At 70.7% G+C, this 24,430-nt stretch carries 26 protein-coding genes; 15 read left to right on the top strand and 11 right to left on the bottom strand.

Annotation, left to right across the window (positions count from 1 at the left end):
* Positions 1 to 125 precede the first annotated feature (125 nt).
* Positions 126 to 815 carry a pyridoxamine 5'-phosphate oxidase family protein gene (locus tag ABZX90_RS37495; protein ID WP_351133985.1) on the bottom strand — a complete coding sequence of 230 codons (690 nt, stop codon included), beginning with the start codon at positions 813 to 815 and terminating at the stop codon, positions 126 to 128.
* Between the two features lie 35 nt (positions 816 to 850).
* Between ABZX90_RS37495 and ABZX90_RS37490 the strand changes: the two genes are divergently transcribed.
* Complete coding sequence (locus tag ABZX90_RS37490; RefSeq protein ID WP_355212694.1) at positions 851 to 2,182, top strand: aminotransferase class I/II-fold pyridoxal phosphate-dependent enzyme; 1,332 nt, start codon at positions 851 to 853, stop codon at positions 2,180 to 2,182.
* Between the two features lie 144 nt (positions 2,183 to 2,326).
* On the opposite strand, the gene ABZX90_RS37485 is transcribed toward ABZX90_RS37490, so the two are convergent.
* Positions 2,327 to 3,262, bottom strand: a complete 936-nt coding sequence (locus ABZX90_RS37485; RefSeq protein ID WP_355212690.1) for a DMT family transporter — start codon at positions 3,260 to 3,262, stop codon at positions 2,327 to 2,329.
* Positions 3,263 to 3,337: 75 nt separating this feature from the next.
* On the opposite strand from ABZX90_RS37485, the gene ABZX90_RS37480 reads away from it, so the two are divergent.
* Positions 3,338 to 4,240 (top strand): LysR family transcriptional regulator, encoded by a 903-nt coding sequence (locus ABZX90_RS37480; RefSeq protein WP_355212687.1) that lies wholly within the window; start codon positions 3,338 to 3,340, stop codon positions 4,238 to 4,240.
* Positions 4,241 to 4,262: 22 nt separating this feature from the next.
* On the opposite strand, the gene ABZX90_RS37475 is transcribed toward ABZX90_RS37480, so the two are convergent.
* Positions 4,263 to 4,730: a pyridoxamine 5'-phosphate oxidase family protein gene (locus ABZX90_RS37475; RefSeq protein ID WP_081223215.1), complete on the bottom strand. Its 468-nt coding sequence runs from the start codon at positions 4,728 to 4,730 to the stop codon at positions 4,263 to 4,265.
* Positions 4,731 to 4,961: 231 nt separating this feature from the next.
* Here ABZX90_RS37475 and ABZX90_RS37470 point away from each other — a divergent pair, with 231 nt between their 5' ends.
* A complete protein-coding gene (locus ABZX90_RS37470) occupies positions 4,962 to 5,600 on the top strand; it encodes a cysteine hydrolase (protein WP_355212683.1) in 639 nt (212 codons plus the stop codon).
* 12 nt (positions 5,601 to 5,612) lie between these two features.
* Here the strand turns inward: ABZX90_RS37470 and ABZX90_RS37465 are convergent, their stop codons facing one another.
* On the bottom strand, positions 5,613 to 6,059 hold the full coding sequence (locus ABZX90_RS37465; RefSeq protein WP_351133975.1) for a Rieske (2Fe-2S) protein: 447 nt from the start codon (positions 6,057 to 6,059) through the stop codon (positions 5,613 to 5,615).
* A gap of 199 nt (positions 6,060 to 6,258) precedes the next feature.
* Between ABZX90_RS37465 and ABZX90_RS37460 the strand changes: the two genes are divergently transcribed.
* From ABZX90_RS37460 to ABZX90_RS37425, 8 genes are all read left to right on the top strand, one after another.
* A complete protein-coding gene (locus ABZX90_RS37460; RefSeq protein WP_355212680.1) occupies positions 6,259 to 7,032 on the top strand; it encodes a HipA family kinase in 774 nt (257 codons plus the stop codon).
* Positions 7,029 to 7,412, top strand: a complete 384-nt coding sequence (locus ABZX90_RS37455; protein WP_351133970.1) for a DUF3037 domain-containing protein — start codon at positions 7,029 to 7,031, stop codon at positions 7,410 to 7,412. Before ABZX90_RS37460 ends, ABZX90_RS37455 begins: the two co-directional genes overlap by 4 nt.
* 204 nt (positions 7,413 to 7,616) lie before the next feature.
* On the top strand, positions 7,617 to 8,378 hold the full coding sequence (gene fabG, locus ABZX90_RS37450; protein WP_351133969.1) for a 3-oxoacyl-ACP reductase FabG: 762 nt from the start codon (positions 7,617 to 7,619) through the stop codon (positions 8,376 to 8,378).
* A gap of 17 nt (positions 8,379 to 8,395) precedes the next feature.
* Entirely contained in the window at positions 8,396 to 9,157 is a 762-nt protein-coding gene (locus tag ABZX90_RS37445) for an SDR family oxidoreductase (RefSeq protein WP_351133967.1), read from the top strand.
* Between the two features lie 271 nt (positions 9,158 to 9,428).
* A complete protein-coding gene (locus ABZX90_RS37440; RefSeq protein ID WP_351133965.1) occupies positions 9,429 to 11,009 on the top strand; it encodes an ABC transporter substrate-binding protein in 1,581 nt (526 codons plus the stop codon).
* 192 nt (positions 11,010 to 11,201) lie between these two features.
* Complete coding sequence (locus ABZX90_RS37435) at positions 11,202 to 11,885, top strand: uracil-DNA glycosylase (RefSeq protein ID WP_351133963.1); 684 nt, start codon at positions 11,202 to 11,204, stop codon at positions 11,883 to 11,885.
* A 122-nt stretch (positions 11,886 to 12,007) separates the two neighbouring features.
* Positions 12,008 to 12,565 (top strand): hypothetical protein, encoded by a 558-nt coding sequence (locus ABZX90_RS37430; protein ID WP_351133961.1) that lies wholly within the window; start codon positions 12,008 to 12,010, stop codon positions 12,563 to 12,565.
* Positions 12,566 to 13,571: 1,006 nt separating this feature from the next.
* The gene (locus ABZX90_RS37425) at positions 13,572 to 14,483 is read left to right on the top strand and encodes a Gfo/Idh/MocA family oxidoreductase (protein ID WP_351133959.1); all 912 of its coding nucleotides are present in this window, start codon (positions 13,572 to 13,574) and stop codon (positions 14,481 to 14,483) included.
* Here the strand turns inward: ABZX90_RS37425 and lnt are convergent.
* Together lnt and ABZX90_RS37415 are read right to left on the bottom strand one after the other, a co-directional pair.
* Positions 14,401 to 15,987 (bottom strand): apolipoprotein N-acyltransferase, encoded by a 1,587-nt coding sequence (gene lnt / locus ABZX90_RS37420; RefSeq protein ID WP_355212674.1) that lies wholly within the window; start codon positions 15,985 to 15,987, stop codon positions 14,401 to 14,403. The genes ABZX90_RS37425 and lnt overlap by 83 nt on opposite strands.
* Before the next feature lie 120 nt (positions 15,988 to 16,107).
* Positions 16,108 to 16,593: a nuclear transport factor 2 family protein gene (locus tag ABZX90_RS37415; RefSeq protein ID WP_351133954.1), complete on the bottom strand. Its 486-nt coding sequence runs from the start codon at positions 16,591 to 16,593 to the stop codon at positions 16,108 to 16,110.
* A 119-nt stretch (positions 16,594 to 16,712) separates the two neighbouring features.
* Between ABZX90_RS37415 and ABZX90_RS37410 the strand changes: the two genes are divergently transcribed.
* On the top strand, positions 16,713 to 17,453 hold the full coding sequence (locus ABZX90_RS37410) for a glucose 1-dehydrogenase (protein ID WP_355212671.1): 741 nt from the start codon (positions 16,713 to 16,715) through the stop codon (positions 17,451 to 17,453).
* Between the two features lie 95 nt (positions 17,454 to 17,548).
* Here the strand turns inward: ABZX90_RS37410 and ABZX90_RS37405 are convergent, their stop codons facing one another.
* The 5 genes from ABZX90_RS37405 to ABZX90_RS37385 form a co-directional block, all read right to left on the bottom strand.
* A complete protein-coding gene (locus ABZX90_RS37405) occupies positions 17,549 to 17,728 on the bottom strand; it encodes a hypothetical protein (protein ID WP_266756208.1) in 180 nt (59 codons plus the stop codon).
* Positions 17,729 to 18,753: 1,025 nt separating this feature from the next.
* The gene (locus ABZX90_RS37400; protein ID WP_355212668.1) at positions 18,754 to 18,930 is read right to left on the bottom strand and encodes a hypothetical protein; all 177 of its coding nucleotides are present in this window, start codon (positions 18,928 to 18,930) and stop codon (positions 18,754 to 18,756) included.
* 180 nt (positions 18,931 to 19,110) lie between these two features.
* Positions 19,111 to 19,299 carry a hypothetical protein gene (locus ABZX90_RS37395; RefSeq protein ID WP_351133948.1) on the bottom strand — a complete coding sequence of 63 codons (189 nt, stop codon included), beginning with the start codon at positions 19,297 to 19,299 and terminating at the stop codon, positions 19,111 to 19,113.
* 253 nt (positions 19,300 to 19,552) lie between these two features.
* A complete protein-coding gene (locus tag ABZX90_RS37390) occupies positions 19,553 to 19,807 on the bottom strand; it encodes a hypothetical protein (protein ID WP_355212665.1) in 255 nt (84 codons plus the stop codon).
* 81 nt (positions 19,808 to 19,888) lie between these two features.
* Entirely contained in the window at positions 19,889 to 20,764 is an 876-nt protein-coding gene (locus tag ABZX90_RS37385; RefSeq protein WP_351133944.1) for an undecaprenyl-diphosphate phosphatase, read from the bottom strand.
* A gap of 592 nt (positions 20,765 to 21,356) precedes the next feature.
* Here ABZX90_RS37385 and ABZX90_RS37380 point away from each other — a divergent pair.
* From ABZX90_RS37380 to ABZX90_RS37370, 3 genes are read left to right on the top strand one after another with little or no spacing between them, the layout of a single operon-like run.
* Positions 21,357 to 22,667, top strand: coding sequence for a Gfo/Idh/MocA family oxidoreductase (locus ABZX90_RS37380; RefSeq protein WP_355212662.1), 1,311 nt, complete (start codon positions 21,357 to 21,359; stop codon positions 22,665 to 22,667).
* Positions 22,664 to 23,605, top strand: coding sequence for a PmoA family protein (locus tag ABZX90_RS37375; protein ID WP_355212659.1), 942 nt, complete (start codon positions 22,664 to 22,666; stop codon positions 23,603 to 23,605). The genes ABZX90_RS37380 and ABZX90_RS37375 overlap by 4 nt, the downstream gene beginning before the upstream one ends.
* A complete protein-coding gene (locus ABZX90_RS37370) occupies positions 23,602 to 24,342 on the top strand; it encodes a cupin (RefSeq protein WP_355212656.1) in 741 nt (246 codons plus the stop codon). Before ABZX90_RS37375 ends, ABZX90_RS37370 begins: the two co-directional genes overlap by 4 nt.
* Positions 24,343 to 24,430: the final 88 nt, after the last annotated feature.

The raw sequence follows: 24,430 nt of genomic DNA, 5'->3' as shown, positions 1-24,430 counted from the left end.
CCTACTCCCGGCTTTTGGCTGTGCCCCGCGGGCGCCGCCCGGGGTGCGGGGGGGGGCCCCGCGCGGGCCCGCACCCGGCACATCCGTTCACGTCCTGGTTGTGACGTCCTGGTCGGCTCGCGCGCTCACAGGGCCGTCAGATAGCCGGGCAGCTCGATGCCCGGTGCCAGGTCGTCCGCCGGGATCGGGGCGCCGTACCCCTTGGTGAGCGGGAGCACGCCGGTCCAGTGGGGGAGGGTGAGGTCCTCGGGCTCATCGTTCGGGCCGCCGCCGCGCAGCTTCGCGGAGACCTCGTCCAGGTCCAGGCTGATCACGGCGGTGGCCGCGAGTTCCTTGGCGTTGGCGGGGCGGGAGTCGCCCGACCGGCCCGGGACGACGTGGTCGACCAGCGCGTCCAGCGCCACGCGCTTCTCCTCGGGGTCCGTCACCTGGTGGGCGATGCCGTGCACCACCACGGAGCGGTAGTTGATCGAGTGGTGGAAGGCCGAGCGGGCCAGCACCAGCCCGTCGACATGCGTCACGGTCAGGCAGACGGCCAGCCCGGGATCGGCCTGGCCGGTCATCCGCAGGGGGCGAGAACCCGTCGAGCCGTGCACGTAGAGCCGCTCGCCGACCCGTGCGTACAGCGTGGGCAGGACGACCGGCGCGCCGTCGCGGACGAAGCCGAGATGGCAGACGTAACCCTCGTCGAGTATCGCGTGCACCAGCTCGTGGTCGTACGCGGCGCGCTCCTTGGAGCGGGTGGGGACGGTGCGGTCGGTCGGGGTGTAGGCAGCGGACTGCGTCGTCCTCGGCTGGGTGCTCGTCTCCGGCATTGCCTTCTCCATTGCACTAGTGCATAATCTCTTTTGTGCTAGGAGAGTATCGGATCGAAGGGCGCCGCGCAGCCGACATTGCGGCCAGTGTCGAGCGAGCGGTGGGGTCGGGGGAGCTGGAACCGGGTCAATCGCTGCCGCCGATGCGGGAGTTGGCCGACGAGCTCGGGGTCAACGCGAATACGGTCGCGGCCGCCTATCGCACGCTGCGTGAGCGCGGGGTCATCGAGACCGCCGGCCGCCGGGGCAGCCGGGTGCGCCCGAAGCCGGCCACCACAGGACGTGAGTACCTTCGTGTCGAGGTCCCCGAGGGGGTGCGGGACGTGGCCGACGGCAATCCCGACCCCGCCCTGCTGCCCGCCCTCGCCGAGGCCTTCGCGGCGGCGGCCCTGCGGTCCGACCGGTATCCCGTGCACTACGGGGAGGACGCCGTCGAACCGGAGCTGGAGCGCCTCGCCCGCGCCGGGCTCGACGCGGACGGGGTGCCCGACGGACCCGTCGTCGTCACCTCCGGATCACTCGACGCCATCGAGCGCGTCCTGATGGCGCATCTCAAACCCGGCGACGCGGTGGCCGTCGAGGACCCCGGCTGGGGCAGCCTGCTCGACCTCGCGCCGGCGCTCGGGCTGCGCACGGTCGGTGTCGGTGTCGACGACGAGGGTCCGCTTCCCGAGGACGTACGGCGCGCGCTGGCGGCCGGGGCGCGGGCCCTGATCGTCACGGACCGGGCGCAGAATCCCACCGGCGCCGCGATCACCGCCTCACGCGCGCGTGCCTTGCGTTCCGTGCTCGGGGAACACCCGGAGACGCTGCTCATCGAGGACGACCACGGCCACCGGATCGTCGACCTGCCCCTGCATTCCCTCGCGGGTGTCACGCACAGCTGGGCCTTCGTGCGCTCCGTCGCCAAGGCGTACGGGCCCGACCTGCGCCTCGCCGTGCTCACCGGGGACCCCGTCACCGTCGACCGTGTGCACGGGCGGCAGCGGCTCGGGCCCGGCTGGGTGAGCCGCCTGCTCCAGAAGGCCGTGGTCCATCTGTGGACTTCCGGAACGGTCGACGCCGCGGTCGTGGCGGCCTCGTACGGGCGGCGCCGCCACGCGCTGATCGACGCGCTGAAGACGCGCGGGGTCGAGGCGCGGGGGCGCAGCGGGATGAACGTCTGGATTCCCGTGCCGGACGAGACCGGTGCGGTCGCCCGGCTGCTGCACTCCGGATGGGCGGTCGCGCCCGGCGCCCGCTTCCGGATGAGCGCGCCGCAGGGCATCCGGATCACTGTCTCGACGCTTGGGTCCGAGGACATCGAGCCGCTCGCGGACGCCGTCGCGGCCGCCGTGGGACCGGCACCCGCACGCCGTTACGTCTGAGGCGTCGGCGACGTCGGGGCCGGGGCGGCGGGTGTCCGGGGAGCGTGGACGGCCGATGCCGATGTCGTGGGGCCCGTACAGCCGGTGTCGTGGGGTCCGTGCGGGCGGGTGCCGTGGAGGACGTGACGGGGGGTGTCCTCGGCGTCAGCGGCGCGGCTTCGCCTGGGTGAGGGCCGCGCCCGCCAGGACGATCACCGCGCCGACCGGCGTCGACCAGGCCAGCGATTCGCCGAGGATCGCGACACCGGCGGCGGTGGCGATGACCGGGATGAAGTACGTGACCATCTGGGCCGTCGTCGGGCCGACCTCGGCGACGATGCCGTACTGGAGGAGCATGGCCAGACCGGTGCCGAGGGCTCCCAGGGCGACGATCGCGAGCAGCGGCACCACCGCGACATGGCTCGGCAGCGTGGTGAACAGCGGGGTGACGAGAGCCAGTTGGGCGGTGGCCAGGAGCAGTTGCGCGCCGGTCATCGACAGATGCGAGTGGCCGGTGCCGGCCAGCGTCCGGCGGACGTAGATCCAGCCGATCGGATAGCTGAGCGAGGCCAGCAGGGCCATCGCCGTGCCCGTGGCGTCCAGGCCGTGGAAACCCTGCCAGACACCGAGGACCGTCAGGACGCCGAGGAAGCCGATGCCGAGACCGGCGACCCTGCGCCGGGTCGGCCGGTCCTCGGAGAGGGCGACCAGGGAGAGGGCCATGCCCCACAGCGGCGACGTCGCGTTGCAGATGCCCGCGAGCGTGGACGGGATGGTCAGCTCGGAGTAGGCGAAGAGCGAGAACGGCAGTGCGTTCAGCAGGAGGGCCGCGACCGCGAGATGTCCCCACGTCCTGGCCCCGCGCGGCAGCCGCTCCCGCTTCACCGCCATCGCCGCCGCGAGCACCGCGGTCCCGAACAGCAGCCGTCCGAAGGTGACCTGGAACGGCGCGTAGCTGTCCGTGCCGACCTTGATCAGCAGAAAACTGAAGCCCCAGATCAGCGAGAGGACGCCGAAGCGGATCCGCCAGTCGAGGGCGCTGCGGCGGCGGGGTGCGACGCCGGTCGGCGCGCCGGGTCGAGGAGTGGCGACGGTGCTCATGGGGCCAAGAATGGAACAGAACGATCTCTTAGCACAAGCGAGATTTCCCAAGCGTTATCTCGTAGCATTGCTTACATGTTGAATCTGGAGCGCCTGCGCACTCTCGACGCCCTCGCCCGGCACGGCTCGGTGAGCGGCGCGGCCGAGGGGCTGCACGTGACCACCTCGGCCGTCTCCCAGCAGATGGCGAAGCTGGAGCGCGAGGTGGGGCAACAACTGCTCGCCAAGAACGGTCGGGGGGTGCGCCTGACCGACGCCGGGCGGCTGCTCGCCGAGCACGCGGCGCGCATTCTGTCCCAGGTCGAGCTCGCGCAGTCCGATCTGGAGGCGCAGCGCGGTCAGGTGGTCGGTGAGCTGCGGCTGTCGGCGTTTCCGACCGCGGCACGCGGACTGTTCCCGGCGGCGCTCGCGGAACTGCGCGCCGACCACCCCGGACTGCGGGTGCGCTCCAGCGAGCTGGAGCCGGAGGCCGGGGTCGCGGGAGTGGTGCGCGGGGACCTGGACCTGGCGGTCGTGCTCGACTGGCACAACAAGCCGATGCCGTTGCCCGACGGCCTGGTCAAGGCGTCGATCCTCGATGACCCGGCCGACGTGGCGATGCCGGTCGGGCACCGGCTCGCGGCCCGCGACGAGGTGGACCTGGGGGACTTCGCCGACGATGAGTGGATCACCTGGGGCGAGGGCGAGTTCTGCCACGAGTGGCTGATGTTCACCCTGCGCTCCAAGGGCGTCGAACCGCGCATCGGGCACCGTGCCGCGGAGACGCACACCCAGCTCGCACTGGTGGCCGCCGGGCTCGGCGTGTGCGTGGCCCCGCTCCTCGGACGCCATCCGATGCCCGAGGGCGTCGTCACGGTGCCGGTGCGGCAGCGTGTGCGCCGCCATGTCTACGTCGTCTGGCGGGCCGACGCCGACCGCCGGCCGTCGATCAGGGCGGCGGTGGACGCCTTGCGCAGGGCCGGGGAGGCCGTCAAGTAAGGAGCGGTGGCGGGTGGTTCGGCTACATCGGAGGGAGCTTGCGGAAGTCCCACGAGGCGATCGCGTCCGGTGTCAGCCGCATCCAGGCGTGCCGGCCGTCGTGCGGCATCTCCTCCAGGCCGAAGTTCTTGCGGGCGAACAGGGTTTCCGGGACGTCGAGTTCGGCGCACAGCTCTCCGGTACGAGGGAACTCGCCGACGAACTCCACCGTGCCGGACAGCTCGACGCCCCGCAGCTCCCCGTACTCCTCGCCGGAGTCGATCACCACCGCGACGCGCGGGTCGTTCCGCAGTTGCACCCAGCGCTTGCTGCGCACCACCGAGTACAACCACAGCGACGTGCCGTCCCAGGTGAACCAGAGGGCACTCACATGCGGGACCCCGTCCTTCGAGACGGAGGCGACGCGGCAGGTGCGCTGGGTGGTGAGGAACTCGTCCAGTTCACCGGGAGTCATCATGATCTTCCGGCCTCTGCGCTGGGTGACGGCCATGCGGTCCCCTCTTCTTCTGTGTGTCGGTCCTGTCCGTGCCGAGCTGTGCCGGCGGCCCGTCCCGGGCCGGACCTCGTGTCGTGTCGGCCGTGTCCGGACCGGCCCGAGGGCCGGCCCGTTCCGCGCGGCCGAAGTTGTCTGACGTACCGTCAGAAAAGCATGAGGCGTCTTCCTTCCTCACGCAATGGTCGTTACGCTCGCCCGCCCCGACCCACGACGACAAGGAGAGCCATGCCGTCGTTCGAGCAACTCAGTGAACTCCTCGACCCCATCGGCACGGTGCTGCTCACCGTGGAGTGCCAACAGGGTGTCGTGGGCCAGGACAGCGCGCTACCGGAACTCGCCAAGGAGGCACGGTCGTCCGGGGCGCTCACCCATGTCGCCCGGCTGGTCGACGCCGCGCACGAGAGCGGAGTGCAGGTGATCCACGCGGTCGCCGAACGGCGCCCGGACGGCCGCGGCGCGAACCGCAACGCCCGGCTGTTCCGCGCGGCCGAGCGGCTGCCCGTGCAGCAGCTGACCGGCACGACGGCGGTGCGGATCGCGCCGCCCATCGAGGTCGCCGAGGAGGACTTCGTCGTACGCCGCCTGCACGGTCTGTCGCCGGTCGCCGGCACCGACGTCGACCCGCTGCTGCGCAACCTGGGCTGTCGCACCCTCGTGGTGACCGGAGTCTCGGCCAACATCGCCATCCCCAACGCCGTGTTCGACGCCGTGAACCGCGGCTACACCGTCGTCGTGCCCGCGGACGCCATCGCGGGGGTGCCCTCCGAGTACACACCCGCCATGATCCGGCACACGCTCGCGCTGGTGGCAACGATCACGACCACCGACGACGTGCTCGCCTGCTTCAAACGGCGGCGCCGCTGACCTCCCGAGCGGTCAGGCGAGCTTGATCGAGTCGCCCTCGACGGTGATGGGTGTGGCGGCCAGCGCGCTGGTCGCGGGCCCCTTCTTCACGCTGCCGTCGGTCGCGGAGAACTGGCTCCCGTGGCAAGGGCAGTTGATGACACCGTTCGCGATGCCCTTGACCGCACAGCCCTGGTGGGTGCACTTGGACGAGAAGGCCTTGAAGGTCCCCGCCGTCGGCTGGGTCACGACGACGCCCTGGTCGGCGAAGACCTTGCCGCCGCCCTCCGGGATGTCGGCCGTCTTGGCGAGTTCCGTGCCCGCGTTCCCGGCCGCGCCGTTGTCGGAACCCACGGTGTCGGAGGCTTTGTCGTCCGCCCCGCACGCGGTCAGCGCGACGGCGAGCCCCGCCGCGCCGACCGCCGCCACGACGGTGCGCCTGGCCGGTGCCGGTGCGGGGTGAAGCGATTCGCTGGTCATGCTGGCTTTCCCTTCAACGGACGTGATGTGGATCTGCTCAGAAGTACGGTCCTTCCGCGCGCGCTGTTCAGGGGATGGAGAGTTCTTGACCGGATCGACAGCGTGTCGACAGGAGAGCCGCCGCGATCCGCGCACCGACCCCCCTGGCCGCGCCCCGGGCCGCGCCCGATCGACGGGGCCACCCCAGTAACCTGGGGCGATGCTCAAGGAAGTGAACGCCACCCGCTACATCACGCCCCTGCGTGAGGGCGGCTCGCTGCCGGGACTCGTCGAGGCCGACGACCTCGGGACGTACGTCATGAAATTCACCGGCGCGGGACAGGGGCGCAAGACACTCGTCGCGGAGGTCGTCTGCGGTGAACTCGCCCGCCGGCTCGGCCTGCGGGTGCCCGGCCTGGTGACGATCGGACTCGACCCCGTCCTGGGGCTCGCCGAACCGGACCAGGAGGTCCAGGAACTCCTGAAGTCGAGCGGCGGCCCGAACCTCGGGATGGACTTCCTCTCCCGCGCCATCGGCTTCGACCCGCTCGCCTTCGAGGTGAGCGCCGAGGAGGCCGGCCGGGTCGTCTGGTTCGACGCCCTGGTCAACAACGTCGACCGCTCCTGGCGCAACCCCAACCTGCTGATGTGGCACGGCGACCTGTGGCTCATCGACCACGGCGCCACGATGATCTGGCACCACCACTGGCCCGGCGCCGAGGCCTCGGCGGCCAAGCCGTACGACGTCTCCGATCACGCGCTCACCCCCTTCGGCCCGGACATCGCCTCGGCCGCCGCCGAGCTGGCCCCACTAATCACCGAGGACCTGCTCGCCGAGGTCACTGCGGAGATCCCCGAGGCCTGGCTGGTGGACGAGCCGGGCTTCGACTCGGCGGACGCGCTGCGACGCGCCTACGCGGGGCCGCTCCTGGCGCGCGCCGGCGTCATCCACGAGCGGATCAAGGGCATCGACGTCATCGAGGGGAACAAGTGAGCGAGCGGGACGTCTTCGAGTACGCGCTGCTGCGCGTGGTGCCACGGGCCGAGCGCGGCGAGTGCTTCAATGCGGGCGTACTGGTGTACTGCCGCGCGCACTCCTTCGTCGCGGCTCGTACCCATCTGGACGAGAACCGGCTGTTCGCCCTCGACCCGGACGCGGACGTGGTGGGCGTACGGGCCGCGCTGCGCGCCGTCGAGGGTGTCTGTTCCGGGGGAGAAGCCGCTGGTCAAGCGGCACGCGACGACGCCGGACGGCGTTTTCGCTGGCTGATCGCGCCGCGCTCGACGGTCGTCAGGCCGGGCCCCGTGCACACCGGTCTGACCGCCGATCCGCGCGCCGAGGTGGACCGGTTGCTCGAGCTGCTGGTCAGGTAATGGATCACACGCGCGCGGTGTGCCGTTGACACCGAGTGCCAGGGCTTCTAGCGTCACGTCTGCTGAAGGTACTAAGCGGTCGCTCACTGGACGGGCGTACCGTGTGAGCCGCGGGTATTTCGGGACCCCCGAAGACTCCGCAAGGGTGTCGAGACAGCTTGGCCGGGCTTGGGCCGGCTTTTCCAAGGGCGAGGAGAACCAGCAATGTCCACCACTGAGCAGCGCGTCGCCGTAGTCACCGGTGCCGCGCGCGGCATCGGCGCCGCGACCGCCGTACGACTGGCCGCGGAAGGCCGCGCCGTCGCGGTGATCGACCTCGACGAGGCCGCGTGCAAGGACACCGTGGAGAAGATCACCTCCGCCGGGGGCAGGGCCCTCGCGGTCGGCTGCGACGTTTCCGACGAGGCCCAGGTGGAGGCCGCCGTCGCGCGGATCGCCGAGGAGCTCGGCGCGCCGACCATCCTGGTGAACAACGCGGGCGTCCTCCGCGACAACCTGCTGTTCAAGATGAGCGTGTCCGACTGGGACACGGTCATGAACGTGCACCTGCGCGGTGCCTTCCTGATGGCCAAGGCCTGCCAGAAGCACATGGTCGACGCCAAGTTCGGCCGCATCGTGAACCTGTCCTCGTCCTCGGCGCTGGGCAACCGCGGCCAGGCCAACTACTCCACCGCCAAGGCGGGGCTCCAGGGCCTGACCAAGACCCTGGCCATCGAGCTCGGCAAGTTCGGCGTCACCGCGAACGCCGTCGCGCCCGGCTTCATCGTCACCGACATGACCGCCGCGACCGCCGCCCGAGTCGGCATGGACTTCGAGGATTTCCAGGCCGCGGCCGCGACCCAGATCCCCGTGCAGCGCGTCGGCAACCCCGACGACATCGCCAACGCCATCGCCTTCTTCACCGGCGAGGCCGCCGGATTCGTCTCCGGCCAGGTGCTGTACGTGGCCGGCGGACCGCTCAACTAAGGCCGGGGGAAACGCACATGACAACACTCCCCGAACTCTCGGGCAAGGCCGCGCTCATCACGGGCGGGAGCCGCGGCATCGGCTACGGCGTCGCGGAGGCCCTGGTCGCCCGCGGCGACCGGGTCTGCATCACCGGCCGCAACGAGGACGCCCTCAAGGAGGCCGTCGAGGCGCTCGGCGCCGACCGCGTCATCGGTGTGGCCGGCAAGGCCCACGACGAGGCACACCAGGCCGTCGCCGTGGAACGCACCATGGAGGCCTTCGGGCGCGTCGACTTCCTGGTCAACAACGCCGGTACGAACCCGGTGTTCGGGCCGATCGCCGAGCTGGACCTCAACGTGGCGCGCAAGGTCTTCGAGACCAACGTCGTCTCCGCGCTCGGTTTCGCCCAGCAGACCTGGAAGGCCTGGCAGAGCGAGAACGGCGGCGCGATCGTCAACATCGCCTCCGTCGCGGGTCTCGCGCCCTCGCCGTTCATCGGCGCGTACGGCATCAGCAAGGCCGCGATGATCAACCTGACCGTGCAGCTTGCGCACGAGTTCGCGCCCAAGGTGCGGGTCAACGCGATCGCGCCCGCCGTGGTGAAGACGAAGTTTGCGGCCGCACTGTACGAGGGCCGTGAGGCGGAGGCCGCCGCGGCCTACCCGCTCGGCCGGCTCGGCGTGCCCTCCGACATCGGCGGGGCAGCCGCGTTCCTCACCTCGCAGCAGTCGGACTGGGTCACCGGTCAGACGCTCGTGGTCGACGGCGGGATGTTCCTCAACGCCGGAGTCGAGTGACGCGAGGGCCGGTCGGACGCTTTCCGCGCGCCGGGGCCCCGAGCCCCGCGCGTGGGGACGACCGACCGGCCCTTTGTCGGGAGTTGACAAGACCGGCGCCCGCGCCGAGCGACAGAGCGTCCGATATCCGGTGCGTGGAGCGAATCACAGAACTCTGACAACGTAGTCACAAACGTGCTGATCAAGTGCCCTGCTGCGAACATGGTTCCCGCGGCGGGGTGCTGCGGTATGGTCTGCCGACCCTTGGTACGGCAGATCGAGGAGCGAGCGCGTGTCCAACCGGAACCGATGCCTGCGACAGCTGGCGGCGATCACGTCCATAACTTTGGTGGCCGGATGCGGGGTTCTTCCCTCGGGATCGTCCGAAGACAAAGGACCGATCGTGGTGGGCACCACCAGCGCCCCCAGCACGCTGGATCCGGCCGCCTCCTGGGACGGCTCGTGGGAGTTGTTCCGCAACATCTACCAGACGCTGCTGGGCTATCCAACCGGCGCGGTCACCCCGGAGCCCGACGCCGCCAAGAAGTGCGCGTTCACGGACGGAACCAATCGCACCTACCGCTGCGAACTGCGTCCGGACATGAAGTTCTCCGACGGGGACACGCTCGACGCCCGGGCCGTCAAGCACTCCATCGACCGGATCAGGAAGATCGGTGTACGCGGCGGCCCCGCCGGCCTGCTCGGCAGTCTCGACCGGGTCCAGGTGCTGGGCGAGCGTGAGGTCGTGTTCCACCTCAACAAGCCGGACGCCACCTTCCCGTTCGTCCTGGCCACCCCGGCGATGTCGATCGTCGACCCCGACGACTACCCCGCCGACGCCCTGCGCAAGGACAACAAGGTCTTCGGTTCCGGGCCCTACAGCCTGCGGTCCTACACGGAGGGCAAGGAGGCCGAGCTCGTCAGGAACGATCACTACGACGGCTTCGCCCAGCGCAAGAACAGCGCGGTCACGATCCGCTACTTCCAGGACTCGGCCCAGATGGTCGGGGCCCTGCGGGACGGGAAGATCGACGTCACCTACCGGGGCCTCGCCGCCTCGGACATCGTCGCCCTCCACGGCCGCGGCTCCCGGAAGGACATCCAGCTCGTCGACGGCGCGGGCACCGAGATCAGCTATCTGGTCTTCAACCCGAAGGACAAGTGGGCCGGAAAGCCCGCGGTCCGCAAGGCGATCGCTCAGATCGTCGACCGGCCGGCCATCGCGCACAAGGTCTACAAGGGCACCGTCGACCCGCTCTACTCGATGGTCCCCGCGGGCCTGATCGGGCACACCACCGGCTACTTCGACGAATACGGCAGCCCCAGCACGTCCAAGGCCCGCAAGATCCTGCTGGACGCGGGCATCAACGAGCGAGTCCCGCTCACCCTCTGGTACACGACCGACCGCTACGGCTCCGAGACCGCTCCGGAGTTCCGCGAACTCAAGAGCCAGCTCGAAGGCTCGGGCCTGTTCACCGTCACGCTCAAGAGCCGCCCCTGGAAGACGTACGAAGAGGGCTACCGCAACGGCGAGTACCCGGTCTTCGGACGCGGCTGGTTCCCCGACTTCCCGGACGCCGAGAACTTCATTGCGCCCTTCGTCGGCGAGCAGAACGCGCTCGGTACGCCCTATCCGGCCCCGCGGATCACCAACGACCTGCTGCCCGAGTCGCGCGGTGTGAGCGACCGTGCCGCCGTGGTCAAGGAGTTCGAGGAGGCCCAGCAGATCCTCGTCGACGACGCCCGGCTGCTGCCCCTGTGGCAGGGCAGGCAGTACGTGGCCGAGAGCGAGGAGATCTCGGGCGGCGAGCGGGCCCTGGACCCGTCGACGATCATGACGATGTGGGAGCTGAGCCGCAAGACCAGCTGGTAGCGGACCCGGGTCGGTTGCCGGAGACCCCGGCAACCGGTCGGCGGCGCCCTGCTGGGGCACCGGCAACCGGTCGGCGGTGCGCCGCCCGAGCGCCCGGCACCCCTGGCCTTCGAGGTGGGTCCGGAACCGATTGTCAGTGGGCGACGGTAGGTTCTGTGGTCTGGAAGTCACCGCACATCGAAGGAAGTTGACGTGACCGATATCGCCATGCTGCCCGAGTCCTGGCGCGGCGTCCTGGGTGAGGAGCTGCAGCAGCCCTACTTCAAGGAACTCACCGAGTTCGTCGAGGAGGAGCGCGCCAAGGGTCCCGTCTACCCGCCGCGGGAGGAGGTCTTCGCCGCGCTCGACGCCACACCGTACGAGCGGGTGAAGGTGCTGGTCCTCGGTCAGGACCCGTACCACGGCGAGGGCCAGGGGCATGGCCTGTGCTTCTCGGTCCGCCCGGGCGTGAAGACCCCGCCCTCGCTGCGGAACATCTACAAGGAGATGAAGGAGGAGCTGGGCACCCCGATCCCGGACAACGGCTATCTGATGCCGTGGGCCGAGCAGGGCGTGCTGCTGCTCAACGCGGTGCTGACCGTCCGCTCCGGCGAGGCGAACTCGCACAAGGGCAAGGGCTGGGAGAAGTTCACGGACGCGGTCATCCGCGCGGTGGCCGATCGCCCCGACCCGGCGGTCTTCGTGCTGTGGGGCAACTACGCGCAGAAGAAGCTCCCGCTGATCGACGAGGAGCGGCACGTGGTAGTGAAGGGGGCGCACCCCTCACCACTGTCCGCGAAGAAGTTCTTCGGCTCGCGTCCGTTCACGCAGATCAACGAGGCCGTGGCCGCCCAGGGCCATGAGCCGATCGACTGGCGCATCCCGGACCTGGGCTGACAGCCGAGCCGCTGGGCAGGACCGTCACCGGCCTGGCCCAGCGGCGTACGGGGGCGCCTGAGCGGGATTGTCAGTGGCTCCGGCTAGCGTCGTGAGGGACAGTGACGAGCCTGGAGGACGCGGTGGCGGAGCAACAGGAGCAGGCGGCGCCGGACGCCATGATGACCCGGATCGGACAGGCCGTCATGCTGCACCACGCCGGTGACCGCGAGGAGGCCCGGGGCCGTTTCCTGGATCTGTGGGGGGAGATCGGCGACGGCGGTGACGCCCTGCACCGCTGCACACTGGCGCACTACATGGCCGACACCCAGGACGACCCCGCGGACGAACTCGCCTGGGACCTGCGGGCCCTGTCCGCGGCCGAGGAACTGAGCGACGGCGGGGTCGCCGAGCCCCACCAGTCCCTCGCCGTGCGCGTGTTCTATCCCTCGCTGCATCTGAGCCTCGCCGCCGACTATGTGAAGCTCGGTCGCTCGGAGGCCGCCCGTACTCATCTGCGCCGCGCGCGCGGCGCGGTCGGCGCCCTGGGCGACGACAGCTACGGGGACGGCGTCCGCGCGGCGATCGGCCGCCTGGAGCTGAGGCTCCAGGGCGCCGGCACCTCGGCGGAGACCGGTGGACGCGACCGTTTCGGCGGCCCCGGGGGAGAGACTCTGGGACCGCCCAGACAGCGGCCCTGAACCCCGTCCCGCGAGGGCGCGTGGCCTTGAGCGCCGGCTCCCCGGGGTGCGCTGCCGCGCTTGAGCCGGCGCGCAGGCACCGTCAGTGTCCGTACATTCTCCTGCAGATGACAGCCTCCGGGCTGTCCGCGTTCCACCCCCCGTATTTCCTGCCGAGGGCGCACACATCCGCACGCCTGCGCTTCGGCACGTCGGGGGTGCCGGGCGGGCCGGCGACGCGGGGTTTCGGGTGGCGCGGTTCGGGACGCGGGGCCGGGTGGGCGTGCCGTGGAGGGGCCGCGGGTGGCGCGGCCTGCGGTGGGGGAGCCGCCCGGTGCCGGGACGCCGTGTCGGGTGAAGGCTTGTGTGAAGGACCGACGCGTTCCAGCGCCTCCTGAGCCGGTGCCTGCACGATCTGGGGTTGCGTCTCCGGATGCGGTGTGGCGTTCCCGGACGGGGCGGAAGGGGAGCCGGAGGCGGGTGGCCGCTGGACGGTCACACAGCCCGAGAGGGCGGTGACTGCCACGGCGACCAGGAGCGTTGCGGTCGTCGTCGTTCGATACACCCACGCAACTCTGCTGGGTTCCGGGCCCCTTTGGGGAGCGGAGAAGCGCAGGATGCCCCACACGAGTGATCCTTCCGCTCCTCCGGCGGGCACCGACATCGGCGAGCTGACCCGCTGCCGGGGTGCGTGGTGCGACGGGGGCGGGGCCGGAGTCCGGGATGGCCGAGGCGGGCCGGAGTCCAGGTTGGCCGGGGCGGGGCGGGGCGCCGACCTGGCCGCGTGCTCGGCGGACGCGGGTACCCCGAACGGCCGCCATCGCCCGGAAGGCCCTCCAGGTGGCCCGGATGAACATGACGATCAACCCGCGCCGGTACCGCCCCTGCGGAACACGGAGATCACGGCTTTCTCCAGGACGTGGCCCGCGCTCTTGCAGCGGAGCTTCGACGGAATCGCCGATCGGCGGTCGCCGCAGCGGCCGTATGCTTCCGACGGGACCAGCGTCGGCAACTGAAGGAGACCCCTGTGAAGGTCGGCTGCATCGGACTCGGCGACATCGCGCAGAAGGCGTATCTGCCGGTGCTCGGTGTGCAGCCCGGGATCGAGCTGCATCTCCAGACGCGGAACCCGGCCACGCTCGACCGGGTCGCCGACACCCTTCACCTGCCGCGGGCGCAGCGCCACACCGACCTGGCGGACCTGCTGGACCAGGACCTCGACGCGGCGTTCGTGCACGCGGCCACCGTCGCCCACCCCGAGATCGTCACGCGCCTGCTGGAGGCGGGCGTACCGACGTACGTCGACAAGCCGCTCGCGTACGAGCTGGCCGCATCGGAACGGCTGGTGCGGCTCGCGGAGGAGCGGAACGTCAGCCTCGCCGTCGGCTTCAACCGGCGTCACGCGCCCGGATACGCACAGTGCGTCGAACACCCGCGCGAGCTGATCCTGATGCAGAAGAACCGCATAGGGCTGCCCGAGGAGCCCCGCACCATGGTCCTCGACGACTTCATCCACGTCGTCGACACCCTGCGCTTCCTGGTGCCGGGTCCGGTCGACGACGTGACGGTGCGGGCCCGTACCGAGGAGGGGCTGCTGCACCACGTCGTGCTCCAGCTCGCCGGGGACGGATTCACGGCACTCGGTGTGATGAACCGGCTGAGCGGTTCGAACGAGGAGATCCTCGAGGTCTCGGGCCAGGACACCAAGCGACAGGTGGTCAACCTCGCCGAGGTGATCGACCACAAGGGGCAGCCGACCGTGCGACGGCGCGGGGACTGGGTGCCGGTGGCCAGACAGCGCGGCATCGAGCAGGTGGTCCTCGCGTTCCTCGACGCCGTGCGCGCGGGCAAGGTGCTCAGCGCCCGGGACGCGCTGGCGACTCATGAGCTGTGCGAGCGGGTGGTACGAGCGGTTCAGGAGCAGTCCGCCGCAGCCTGAACGTACGCGCGCCCTCCGTCACGCACAGCGCCGCCAGCACCAGCAGGGCGGCGTGCACCGGCCAGTCACCGAACCGGACGTACGGCGTGACGCCCCGGGCCAGGGGCACCTCGTACACCATCGCCCCGCTCGCGCCGGTGCCGAGCCAGACGCCGATGCGCTCACCCCTCGGGCCGTAGACGGCGGAGACGCCGGTGAGCGTCGCGTGCACCATGGGGCGGCCCGTCTCGGCGGCGCGCAGCGCGGCGAGCGAGGCATGCTGCTCGGGCGCCCAGCTGTGCTGGAAGCTCGAAGTCGAGGACTGGGCGAGCAGCACCTCGGCGCCGTCCTGAGCGAGATGGCGGCTCATGTCGGGGAACGCCGTCTCGAAGCAGACCATCGGGCCGACACGCAGCCCGTGCCCGACGTTCATCACCACCTGCTCCGTGCCCCGCATCCGGTCCTCGCCGGCGGCCTTGCCCACGGAGGTGGCCCAGCCGAGCAGGGAACGCGCGGGCACGTACTCGCCGAACGGGACCAGCCGCATCTTGTCGTACCGGTCGCCGGTGGGACCCTGTGGTCCCACCAGGACCGAGCTCTTGTAGATGCCGGGCCGGTCGGATCGGCGCGCGTCGACGTTCACCAGGATGTCGGCGCCGACCTCGCGGGACAGCGTCGCGATGCGGTGGGCCAGATCGGGCCGGTCGGCCAGGTCGAATCCGACGCTGCTCTCCCCCCAGACGACCAGGTCGGCGCCCTGGCCCGCGAGTTCCCGGGTGAGCGCCTCCTCCCGCGCGAACCGCTTGTCGCCGCTCGTGCCGCCGTCCACGACACCGGGCTGCACGACGGCGATCCGTACCCGGCCGTCGACATCCGGGCGCGGCGACCACACCCAGGCGGCCGAGGTCGCGGCGGCCGTCGCGACCAGTCCGGCCACGGCGGGCATACGGGACTCACGCACCGAGACGAGCACGGCGACCGCGACGTTGACCGCCACCACCAGGAAGCTGAGCAGCCACACCCCGCCGACCGAGGCCAGCCGCAGCGCGGGCTCCACCTGCCACTGGCTCGATCCGAGCAGACCCCAGGGACCGCCCAAGCCCTGCCAGGACCGGGCGAGTTCCACCATCAGCCACCCCGAAGGCAGGACGAGGAGGGCGCCGCCGACCTGGCCCGGTGACGGCACCCCGGCCAGGAACCGCCGGACGAGCCAGCCCCACGGGGCCCACAGCGCGCCGAGCAGCGCCGCTATGAGCACCGTGAAGATGTGCAGGCTCGGCAGCAGCCAATGATGCACGGCCAGTATGAAACCGAGCCCGCCGAACCAGCCGTCGTAGGCGGCACGCCTGCCTGTGGGAGCCGAGCGGGCCAGCAGGATCCAGGGCACCAGCGCGATGTACGCGAACCACCACCAGGACGGGGCGGGGAAGGCCAACATGGGCAGCGCACCCGCCAGTGCGGCGACGACGCCGCGCCGCCAGGGGGAGACCAGCCATCCGCCGAACAAACGATCGGGCCTCTTCATCCCTTCGCCTCCCTCCCCGGTGGTCTCTCCAGTGTGCGCGTCGGCGGCGATCTCCGACAGGGGGAATTCGGCGCACGGGATCTCGACAGGGCGCGGCCGCGTGACGAGGGAGCGGATGGCTCACGTGTTCGTCGGCGCGTGCCGGGGTTGCGGCAACCGGCGCCACTTCTCCTGGACGACCACCTGGCGCAGGCGCCAGCCGTCGTCGGTGCGCAGCAGGCCGAACGCGTACCGGCCACCGCACACGAAGTCGGGCGCGGTGGAGTCCCCGTCCTGCCCCGCGAGCCGCATCGGATTGATGTAGTCCGCCTGTACCTCGGCCGTGTCGCCGGTGTCCTGATCCAGGACGCCGAACCGCACGCGCCGGTTGACGATCAAATGCTGGCGCATCGCGAACAGTTCCAGGCTCTGCGCAAGCCATCCGGCGACCTCGGTGGCATCGCCGTCGATGCCGCCGGCGGAGCGGTAGTCGGCGCGTCCGTCCGACGTGAACAGCCCTCGGTACGCCTCCCAGTCGCCGTCGTCCACTGCCACCGCGTACGCGGTGACGATTGCGTCCACGGCGAACCGGTCCAGCACGGTCGCGAGCTCCACACGCTGCGTCATCGGCTCAGTGTTGGCTACGAGGGTTGCCACGCCAAGAGGTTGCGCGGGGATATTCTCCACGCCTGTCGACGACCCCCGCCGATCCGTCGATGACTCGTCCGCCGCACTTGGAGGCCCTTATGGCACGTCCTGTCACGATCGTCACGGGTGGCAGCCGGGGGATCGGAGCCGCGACCTGTACACGTCTCGCGGCGGACGGGCACGACCTGGCCGTCGGTTATGTGAGCGACGGTGAGGCCGCCGAGCGGACCGCGACCGCCGTCCGCGCGGCCGGGGCGCGCTGTGTCACGGTGCGCGTGGACACCTCCGACGAGGCCGACGTCGAGCGGCTCTTCGACACGGCCGAGGACCGGTTGGGGCAGGTGACGGGGCTGGTGAACAACGCCGGGGTGACCGGACCGCTCGGGCGGCTCGCGGACGCCGACCCCGCCGATCTGCGGCGCGTGATCGAGGTCAACCTGCTCGGCACGCTGCTGTGTTCGCGTCGTGCCGCCCGTTCCATGGCAGATCTGGGAGGCGGCGTCATCGTGAATGTCTCCTCCGCGGCGGCCACACTCGGCAGTCCCGGCGAATTCGTGCACTACGCGGCGAGCAAGGCGGCCGTCGACGCGCTGACCATCGGACTCGCCAAGGAACTCGGTCCCGACGGCATCCGTGTCAACGCGGTCGCGCCCGGCATGATCGACACCGAGATGCACGCGACGATGGGCGACCCGGACCGCGCCGAGCGTGCCGCCTCGTCGATTCCGCTGCGCCGCGTCGGCCGGGCGGAGGAAATCGCCGCCGCCGTCGCGTGGTTGATGTCGCCCGACGCGTCGTACACGACGGGGGCGGTGCTGCGGGTGTCCGGCGGGCGGTGAGCCCCGGCTGCTCCAGGGGCGCCCAAGTCGACGTATCGCTGCGGTGGTTGTGCACGTGATGAGTCGACCCGTGTATGTCGGAATCGCGAACGACCCTACGCCGCCTCGATGATCTCCCCGCGAATCGCCTCGGCCCATTTCACGACCAACAGCTCGTACTCCGCCCGCTCCTGTGCGGACAGGGAGCCGCCTGCCCGCGTCCACAGGGCGCGGATCTGTTCGTTTAACGCGGCGGCAGACCGCACGGAACCAGACGGAGTGAAATCGGGGGACATGCGCACCAGCCTAGGGGCAAGGACTGACACTGCGCTACCGGACGGCTACTCAACCCGTATGCCCTTCGTCACGGCGCACGCGACCGACGCCCCGCCGTTCGTCGAACTCCTTGTCCAGCGGCTTCAGTTGTCCCGGAGACGACGGCCCCCGGACTGTGATTCCGTGACGGCGGTGGCAGGCGGGCGCACTCGCCGCACAGGACGGCCCGGCTGTTCTACGGCGCGCAGCCGAGCCTGCCTGACCCGTCCGGGTCCCCGTCGCGGGTGGCGGTTCCGGCTGCCCGCCCACCCCAGGAGGAACACCATGGCCGAACCGCCCTGCCCGTTCTGCGACGAGCGCTTCGGCACAGAGTCGAATTCCACCAGAAGTCGGCACGGCTTACAGCTCTCGCCGACGCAGTCGTGCTCCCTCTGGAGTCTGTCGCGGATCACGCCCGCCGCGATGGCTGGCGATCGATGGGCCGCAGCACGCAGCGCACCCTCTCGCCCGTGGTGCGATCGGCACAGCGGACGGTACGCGTCCTCCGTGTTCAACCCGGTGTAGTACGGCGCCCCTTCGGGGGACTGGGACAGCAACTGCGGAGGGACGTCCACTCGCAGGGCCATCTCGATCCTGCCTCGGCACGTGTCGTCTGCGAGTTCGCACGGCATGCCTGCGAATGCGCGCCGGGCCCGAACGTGGATCGCGTTATACGTGGCCTCGGCCTTCCTCGGCGGCCCGCCGCCACGATTCCCGTACACCCGTCCTCGCAGCTTCCGCGCTCGCAGTTCGTATCCGCACGCAGCGTCGCCGCAAGTGAGCAGCGCTCGACCGTGTCGGCGAACACGAGGCTTCCCGCAGGCAGGGCAGTGTTCATCCATGCAGCACAATCAACCGTCAAACCCGTCAGTCCAATGTCTATGTTGCCCCGCGCCGAAGGCGACCGGCTCGCACTGCCTTGGGGCAGCGGCCGGCACATGGCGTAGTGAACGCCCGCCGTTCCACCTCCGCCGGTCCGGAGCGATCCGGGGACTTTCGCGTGCCCTCAGGTCTTCGGCTGCCCGCCCGCCTCCGGCCGTTCCGCCCACACCTGCGCCGCGAGCGCATCCGCCTCGTTCTGGGGGATCCCCGCCTTTACAAGGATGACCCCGCGGCTGCCATCCGGGAACTTCACACTTCGCGCTTCCATGCCCAACCGGCCCAGCGTTGGTTCTTTCGGCATGCTCCACCTCCAGTCGGGGAGACCACGCTAAAACGCCCCACCGGAGTCCGCAGAACTGTTCGGCCAGACGGCCTACGGCTCATTCAGCTCAGAGGCTGTCGGCCCGGGTGAACGTTGAACGACGTCGCCCCCGCCTCCTCGCCGCAACAACGGCGGGGGAACGGGGGCGATTCTCCGTGGCTACCTTTGCTCCCGGACCGCCTCGGCGACCTCTCGCAGCGCAGCGCCGACGGAGAGCAGGGCCTGTATCTGCGCGATGGCGAGAAGGCGGGCCTCGGCCTCCCTGTTGTCGGCGCCGGCCGCGCTCCATGACTGGTCCACGTTGTCGAGAGCCCGCGCTTGCAGCATCTCGTAGTCCAACTCCGCCATCACAACCCCTTCGTCGCAGACTGGGTTGGTGAGTCTGCCGCAGGGGGGTCGAGCTGTCAGCGGAGCCTCGCTCGGAACAGGGCGTCGCCGTTCCTCTCGATGCCCACCCGGAACTGGCCGACGGGGGGAGCTCACCCAGCCAGAAGGGTGTCAGTGGCGGCACATAGAGTGTGGGCAACTATTCGCGTCTGTAGGCGTGGTCAGCTACTCGAAACCGCCCCGCTGGAGTGATGTCTGGCGGGGCGGAGGGCTGTCAGGCCTCGGCGGGCGGCGCGAAACCCTTGTTCGTGATGTGGGTGATGGCATCGGGATGGCCGGTCAGCCATTCCCCGCAGACGTTCCAGCGCGGCCGGGTGCCGTCCTCGAACAGCACCTGCACCTCGGCGACCAGCGGATGCGCGCACTTCCCTCGCGTGGCCATGGAGCAGATGCGCTCGCCCTGTTCCTGCACGGGGATGATGGGTCGGATCTGGAGGATCGGGGACTTCATCGGCTTCATCTCGTGCATGGCGCGAGAGGCTAGCGTCGTTGCGCGGCCGAGGTCTTCACCTTCGCCTCTTGCGTCAAGAACTCTCGGGAACAGCGACTCTCAGCCCGCGGATTCGGCAGCGTGTGGACTGAGGACATCCGTGCTGACCAGCGCGATGATGACGATGCCGAGGGCGATCCGGTACCAGACGAACGGCATGAAGCTCTTGTGGGAGATGAACTTCATGAACCAGGCGATCACCGCGTAACCGACACCGAAGGCGATGATCGTCGCGAAGATGGTGGGGCCCCAGGATATATGGCCCTCCGCGGCCGCGTCCTTCAGCTCGAAGGTGCCGGAGGCGAGGACGGCCGGCATGGCGAGGAGGAAGGAGTATCGGGCCGCCGCCGCACGGCTGTAGCCCATGAAGAGACCGCCGCTGATGGTCGCGCCTGAGCGGGAGACTCCCGGGATCAGCGCCATCGCCTGGCAGACGCCGTACAGCAGGCCGTCCCTGGTGTTCAGGTCCTCGAGTACCTTGCGCTGCTTGGCCGCCCGGTGCTTCCCGCCCGTCTCGTCACGTGCCGCGAGCCGGTCGGCGATGCCTATGACGATGCCCATCACGATCAGCATGGTGGCTGTGACCCGCAGATCGCGGAACGGTCCCTCGATCTGGTCCTTGAGCGTGATCCCGAGGACACCGATCGGGATCGAGCCGACGATCACCAGCCAGCCCATCTGCGCGTCGTGGTTGCTGCGCATCGCCTTGTTCGTGAGCGAGCGGAACCACGCCGACAGGATCCGTCCCACGTCCTTGCGGAAGTAGATCAGTACCGCGGCCTCCGTGCCGAGCTGCGTGATGGCGGTGAAGGCGGCACCGGGGTCCTCCCAGCCCGCGAACGCCGCGGTCAGCCGCAGGTGCGCGCTGGAGGAGACGGGAAGGAATTCGGTCAGCCCCTGGACGAGTCCGAGGATGAGGGATTCAAACCAAGACATGAAGTTACGTGGTCCAAGTGCTGGTCGTGGAAGGGGCGACGGGCACGCCGTATCGCGGTACGAAGTGATCACGGGTGTAGAAGGCAGCGTAGCGTCCGCGTGCGACAGCCCGGCCACAGGGGCTTCGCAGCCGTGCAGGGGCAGCCTTCCGGCGTCGGCGTGCCAGCGCGGTTGTCCCTGGTGATCGATGGTTATCGGCCCCCGGGGTGGTCGGTCGCCGGACCTGGCCCCGCCCCGGTCCGGTGCCGCCCCCGGTCCAACCCCGCCCCGCCTCCGCGCCGGTCTCGCCCCGGCCTCGCCCCGCCTCGGTCCGGCCCCTGGCGTGATGGGGAGTGACGGCGCGGTGACCGCGGTGTTGACCGGCCGCCCGGCCGCCGCTTACGTTGCATCGATGGGGAAAGCGCTTGCTGTCGCCGGATCGCGTCCGTTCGGTGGCGGGTGGCACGCGTTGGCCGACGTCCGACATCACGTCTTGCATCACGTCCGACATCACGTCCGACATCACGTCTGACTCACGTCCGATGGAGCGCTGATCAGGTAGATGACCGCATCCCGCACCGCAATCGACCGCCAGGCCTCAACGGGCCGTGCCGTGAACACCCCCCTTGAGCCCCTCGACGGCCGCCGCATCAGGGCCGCCGTCGTCGGCGCGGGTGCCATCGCACGCGGGAGTCATCACCCCGCACTCGCCCGGCTCGCCGAGGAGGGCGAGACGGAGATCGTCGCCGCGGTGGACATCGCCGAGGACGCGGTCCGGCGGTTCTGCGCCGAGGCGGGGATTCCGCACGCGTACACCGACCTGGACCGGATGCTCGACGAGCAGCGGCCCGATTTGGTCGCCGTCTGCACCCCGCCCACCCTGCACCGCGAGCAGACCGTCGCCGCGCTGCGGGCCGGCGCCTGGGTGTGGTGCGAGAAGCCGCCCGTGCCGACGCTCGCCGACTTCGACGCCGTCGAGGCGGAGGAGGGCGCGGACGGCGGACCGTACGCCGCGATCGTCTTCCAGCACCGCTTCGGCTCGGGCGCCCGGCATGTACGGCGCCTGATCGCGGAGCGGGCCATGGGCCGGCCGCTCGTCGCTCACTGCCAGACGACCTGGTACCGCAACGCCGCCTACTACGCCGTACCCTGGCGCGGCCGCTGGGCGACCGAGGGCGGCGGGCCCGCGATGGGACACGGCATCCACCAGATGGATCTGCTGCTGGATCTGCTGGGGCCGTGGACCGAGGTGCGCGCGATGACCGGTCGGCTGGTGCACGACATCGAGACGGAGGACGTCTCGACCGCACTGGTCCGTTTCGCGAACGGCGCCCTGGCGACCGTCGTCAACAGCGTCCTGAGTCCCGACGAGGTCAGCCGCATCCGTCTCGACTGCGAGCGCGCCACCGTCGAGCTCACCCACCTGTACGGCCACAGCAACGACAGCTGGCGGATCACCCCGGTCCCCGATGTCTCGGAGGCGGAGGTCGCGGCCTGGCGGGATTTCGGTGCGGACGTGCCCAGTTCGCACCTCGCGCAGCTCCGGGACCTCGTCGCGAGCATGCGGGCGGGCGAACGGCCGCGCAGCAGTGGTGCCGACGGGCGGACCAGCCTGGAGCTGATCACCGCGCTCTACAAGTCGGCGTTCACGGACACGACCGTCCGCGCGGGGGAGATCGGTCCGGGAGACCCGTACTACACGGCGCTGCACGGCGGCGCGCCCGGCTGGGCACCCGCCGAGCCCGAGGCAACGGACGGGACCGGTCCGGCGGTGGCGCCGGACGGGAGCGGTCGGTCGAAGGTGGTGGGCGGGACCGGTCCGTCGGAGGTGGTGGACGGGGTCCTGCGGCCGGATGCGCCGGACGGGACCGGTCAGCCCGAGGGGGCCGCTCCCGTGACGGCCAGTGCGGAGGCCCGGGCATGAGCGAGCCGTCGGAGTCCGGTCTGCGGATCGTCCACACGCACGGGGAGCGCATCGCGATCAGCGAAGTCTCCACCGGCGTCGAGCTGTTGAACTACGTCTACCGTCCCGAGGCCGCCTGGGAGTCCCCGAAGCCGTATCTGCATCCGCTGCGGACACTGGCCGGCAACGTCGTCACGGACTACCGCCCGAACGACCACCGCTGGCACAAGGGCCTCCAGATGACGGCCTCGCACCTCTCCGGCCAGAACCTGTGGGGCGGCAACACCTACGTCCGCGGCGAGGGGTATCTCGAACTCCCCGAGCGTGTCGGGTCGATGACGCACGTCGCCTTCGAGGAGGTCGCCACGGAGGGGGGTCGCGCGGTCATCTCCGAGCGGCTCACCTGGCATCCGTACGATGGTGAGCTGTGGGCCGACGAGGAGCGCCGCGTCGAGGTGCACGACGTCGATCCCGGGGCGGGCTCCTGGGCGCTGACCTGGAGTTCCGCCGTCACCAACCGCCGCGAGGAGCCCCTGCGCTTCGGCAGTCCGACGACCGCGGGGCGCGAGATGGCCGGCTACACGGGCCTGTTCTGGCGCGGGCCGCGCGCCTTCCGGGACGGCCGGGTCATCGGACCGGACTCCGAAGGGCCCGGGCTGATGGGGCGGCAGGCACCCTGGCTCGCGTACTCGGCGGAGCACGACGGTTCCGACGGTCACGCCACCCTGGTCTTCGCGCACGCACCCGAGAACGACCACTCCGGATCCCGGGGCACCCACCCGGCCCACTGGTTCGTGCGCAACGACCCCTTCGCCGCGGTCGCCCCGTCCCCGGCCTTCTTCGACGAACTGGAACTCGCGCCCGGCGACACCTTCGCCCGCCGCTACCGGGTGGTCGTCGCCGAAGGGGGCTGGGAACGCGAGGACATCGTCAAGTACCTGGCGGAGCACCCCTGGTGAGCGCCGTGACTCCCGGCTTCCCGGGGCTCGGCTTCCCGGGGCTCCCGGGAGCCGTCGCCGTGTCGCACCTGCGGGTGTACGACTGGCCCTCGGCGGACGGCGTGTGCGGCGGAACTCCCCATCTGCACCTGACCTGTTCGGAGGCGTACGTCGTCACCGGCGGGCACGGTTCGGTCCAGACGCTGACCGCATCGGGGTACGAGGTGACGCCGCTCGCGCCCGGCACGGTCGCCTGGTTCACGCCGGGCACGATCCACCGGCTCGTCAACGAGCAGGACCTGCGCATCACCGTGCTCATGCAGAACAACGGCCTGCCGGAGGCGGGTGACGCGGTCATCACCCTGCCTCCGGAGTACCTGACCGATCCCGGGACCTACGCTGCGGCCGTCGTCGTCCCGGCGGACGCGCCCGAGGAGGAGCAGGCGCGTTTCGCCCGCGCCCGGCGCGATCTCGCCCTGGAGGGGTACCGGGCGTTGCGCGACGCGGACGGACCCGCGCCGCTCGCGGCGTTCCACCGGGCCGCCGCTGCCCTGGTGCGGCCACTCCTCGCGGAGTGGCGCGAACGGTGGCGGCGTGGCGCCGAGGCGGCCGCCGCTGCCACGGGGGACCAGCTCGACCGACTGGAGCGGGGCGACGCCTCGCATCTCGCCGCGGCCGTCGTGCGAGCCGAACGTCCTGCGGCGCGGGGCCGGTTCGGAATGTGCGGACGGCTCGATGTCTACGAGAGGGCAGAGTAGGGCGTACGGTCGCGTCCACGCGAGGAGAGGCGATTCGGGCGCACCTCCCTTCCCGCGGACGAGGTGACCGGTCCCGTACGAGGTGACC

This window comes from Streptomyces sp. NPDC002935 (assembly GCF_040611295.1).
Lineage (GTDB): Bacteria > Actinomycetota > Actinomycetes > Streptomycetales > Streptomycetaceae > Streptomyces.
This window is presented reverse-complemented; position numbering and strand designations above follow the sequence as displayed.

Coding starts and splice junctions, on each gene's coding strand:
- ABZX90_RS37495 (WP_351133985.1), bottom strand. CDS start 815: ATGCCGGAGACGAGCACCCAGCCGAGGACGACGCAGTCCGCTGCCTAC.
- ABZX90_RS37485 (WP_355212690.1), bottom strand. CDS start 3,262: ATGAGCACCGTCGCCACTCCTCGACCCGGCGCGCCGACCGGCGTCGCA.
- ABZX90_RS37480 (WP_355212687.1), top strand. CDS start 3,338: ATGTTGAATCTGGAGCGCCTGCGCACTCTCGACGCCCTCGCCCGGCAC.
- ABZX90_RS37475 (WP_081223215.1), bottom strand. CDS start 4,730: ATGGCCGTCACCCAGCGCAGAGGCCGGAAGATCATGATGACTCCCGGT.
- ABZX90_RS37470 (WP_355212683.1), top strand. CDS start 4,962: ATGCCGTCGTTCGAGCAACTCAGTGAACTCCTCGACCCCATCGGCACG.
- ABZX90_RS37465 (WP_351133975.1), bottom strand. CDS start 6,059: ATGACCAGCGAATCGCTTCACCCCGCACCGGCACCGGCCAGGCGCACC.
- ABZX90_RS37460 (WP_355212680.1), top strand. CDS start 6,259: ATGCTCAAGGAAGTGAACGCCACCCGCTACATCACGCCCCTGCGTGAG.
- fabG (WP_351133969.1), top strand. CDS start 7,617: ATGTCCACCACTGAGCAGCGCGTCGCCGTAGTCACCGGTGCCGCGCGC.
- ABZX90_RS37445 (WP_351133967.1), top strand. CDS start 8,396: ATGACAACACTCCCCGAACTCTCGGGCAAGGCCGCGCTCATCACGGGC.
- lnt (WP_355212674.1), bottom strand. CDS start 15,987: ATGAAGAGGCCCGATCGTTTGTTCGGCGGATGGCTGGTCTCCCCCTGG.
- ABZX90_RS37415 (WP_351133954.1), bottom strand. CDS start 16,593: ATGACGCAGCGTGTGGAGCTCGCGACCGTGCTGGACCGGTTCGCCGTG.
- ABZX90_RS37410 (WP_355212671.1), top strand. CDS start 16,713: ATGGCACGTCCTGTCACGATCGTCACGGGTGGCAGCCGGGGGATCGGA.
- ABZX90_RS37405 (WP_266756208.1), bottom strand. CDS start 17,728: ATGTCCCCCGATTTCACTCCGTCTGGTTCCGTGCGGTCTGCCGCCGCG.
- ABZX90_RS37400 (WP_355212668.1), bottom strand. CDS start 18,930: ATGCCGAAAGAACCAACGCTGGGCCGGTTGGGCATGGAAGCGCGAAGT.
- ABZX90_RS37395 (WP_351133948.1), bottom strand. CDS start 19,299: ATGGCGGAGTTGGACTACGAGATGCTGCAAGCGCGGGCTCTCGACAAC.
- ABZX90_RS37390 (WP_355212665.1), bottom strand. CDS start 19,807: ATGCACGAGATGAAGCCGATGAAGTCCCCGATCCTCCAGATCCGACCC.
- ABZX90_RS37385 (WP_351133944.1), bottom strand. CDS start 20,764: ATGTCTTGGTTTGAATCCCTCATCCTCGGACTCGTCCAGGGGCTGACC.
- ABZX90_RS37375 (WP_355212659.1), top strand. CDS start 22,664: ATGAGCGAGCCGTCGGAGTCCGGTCTGCGGATCGTCCACACGCACGGG.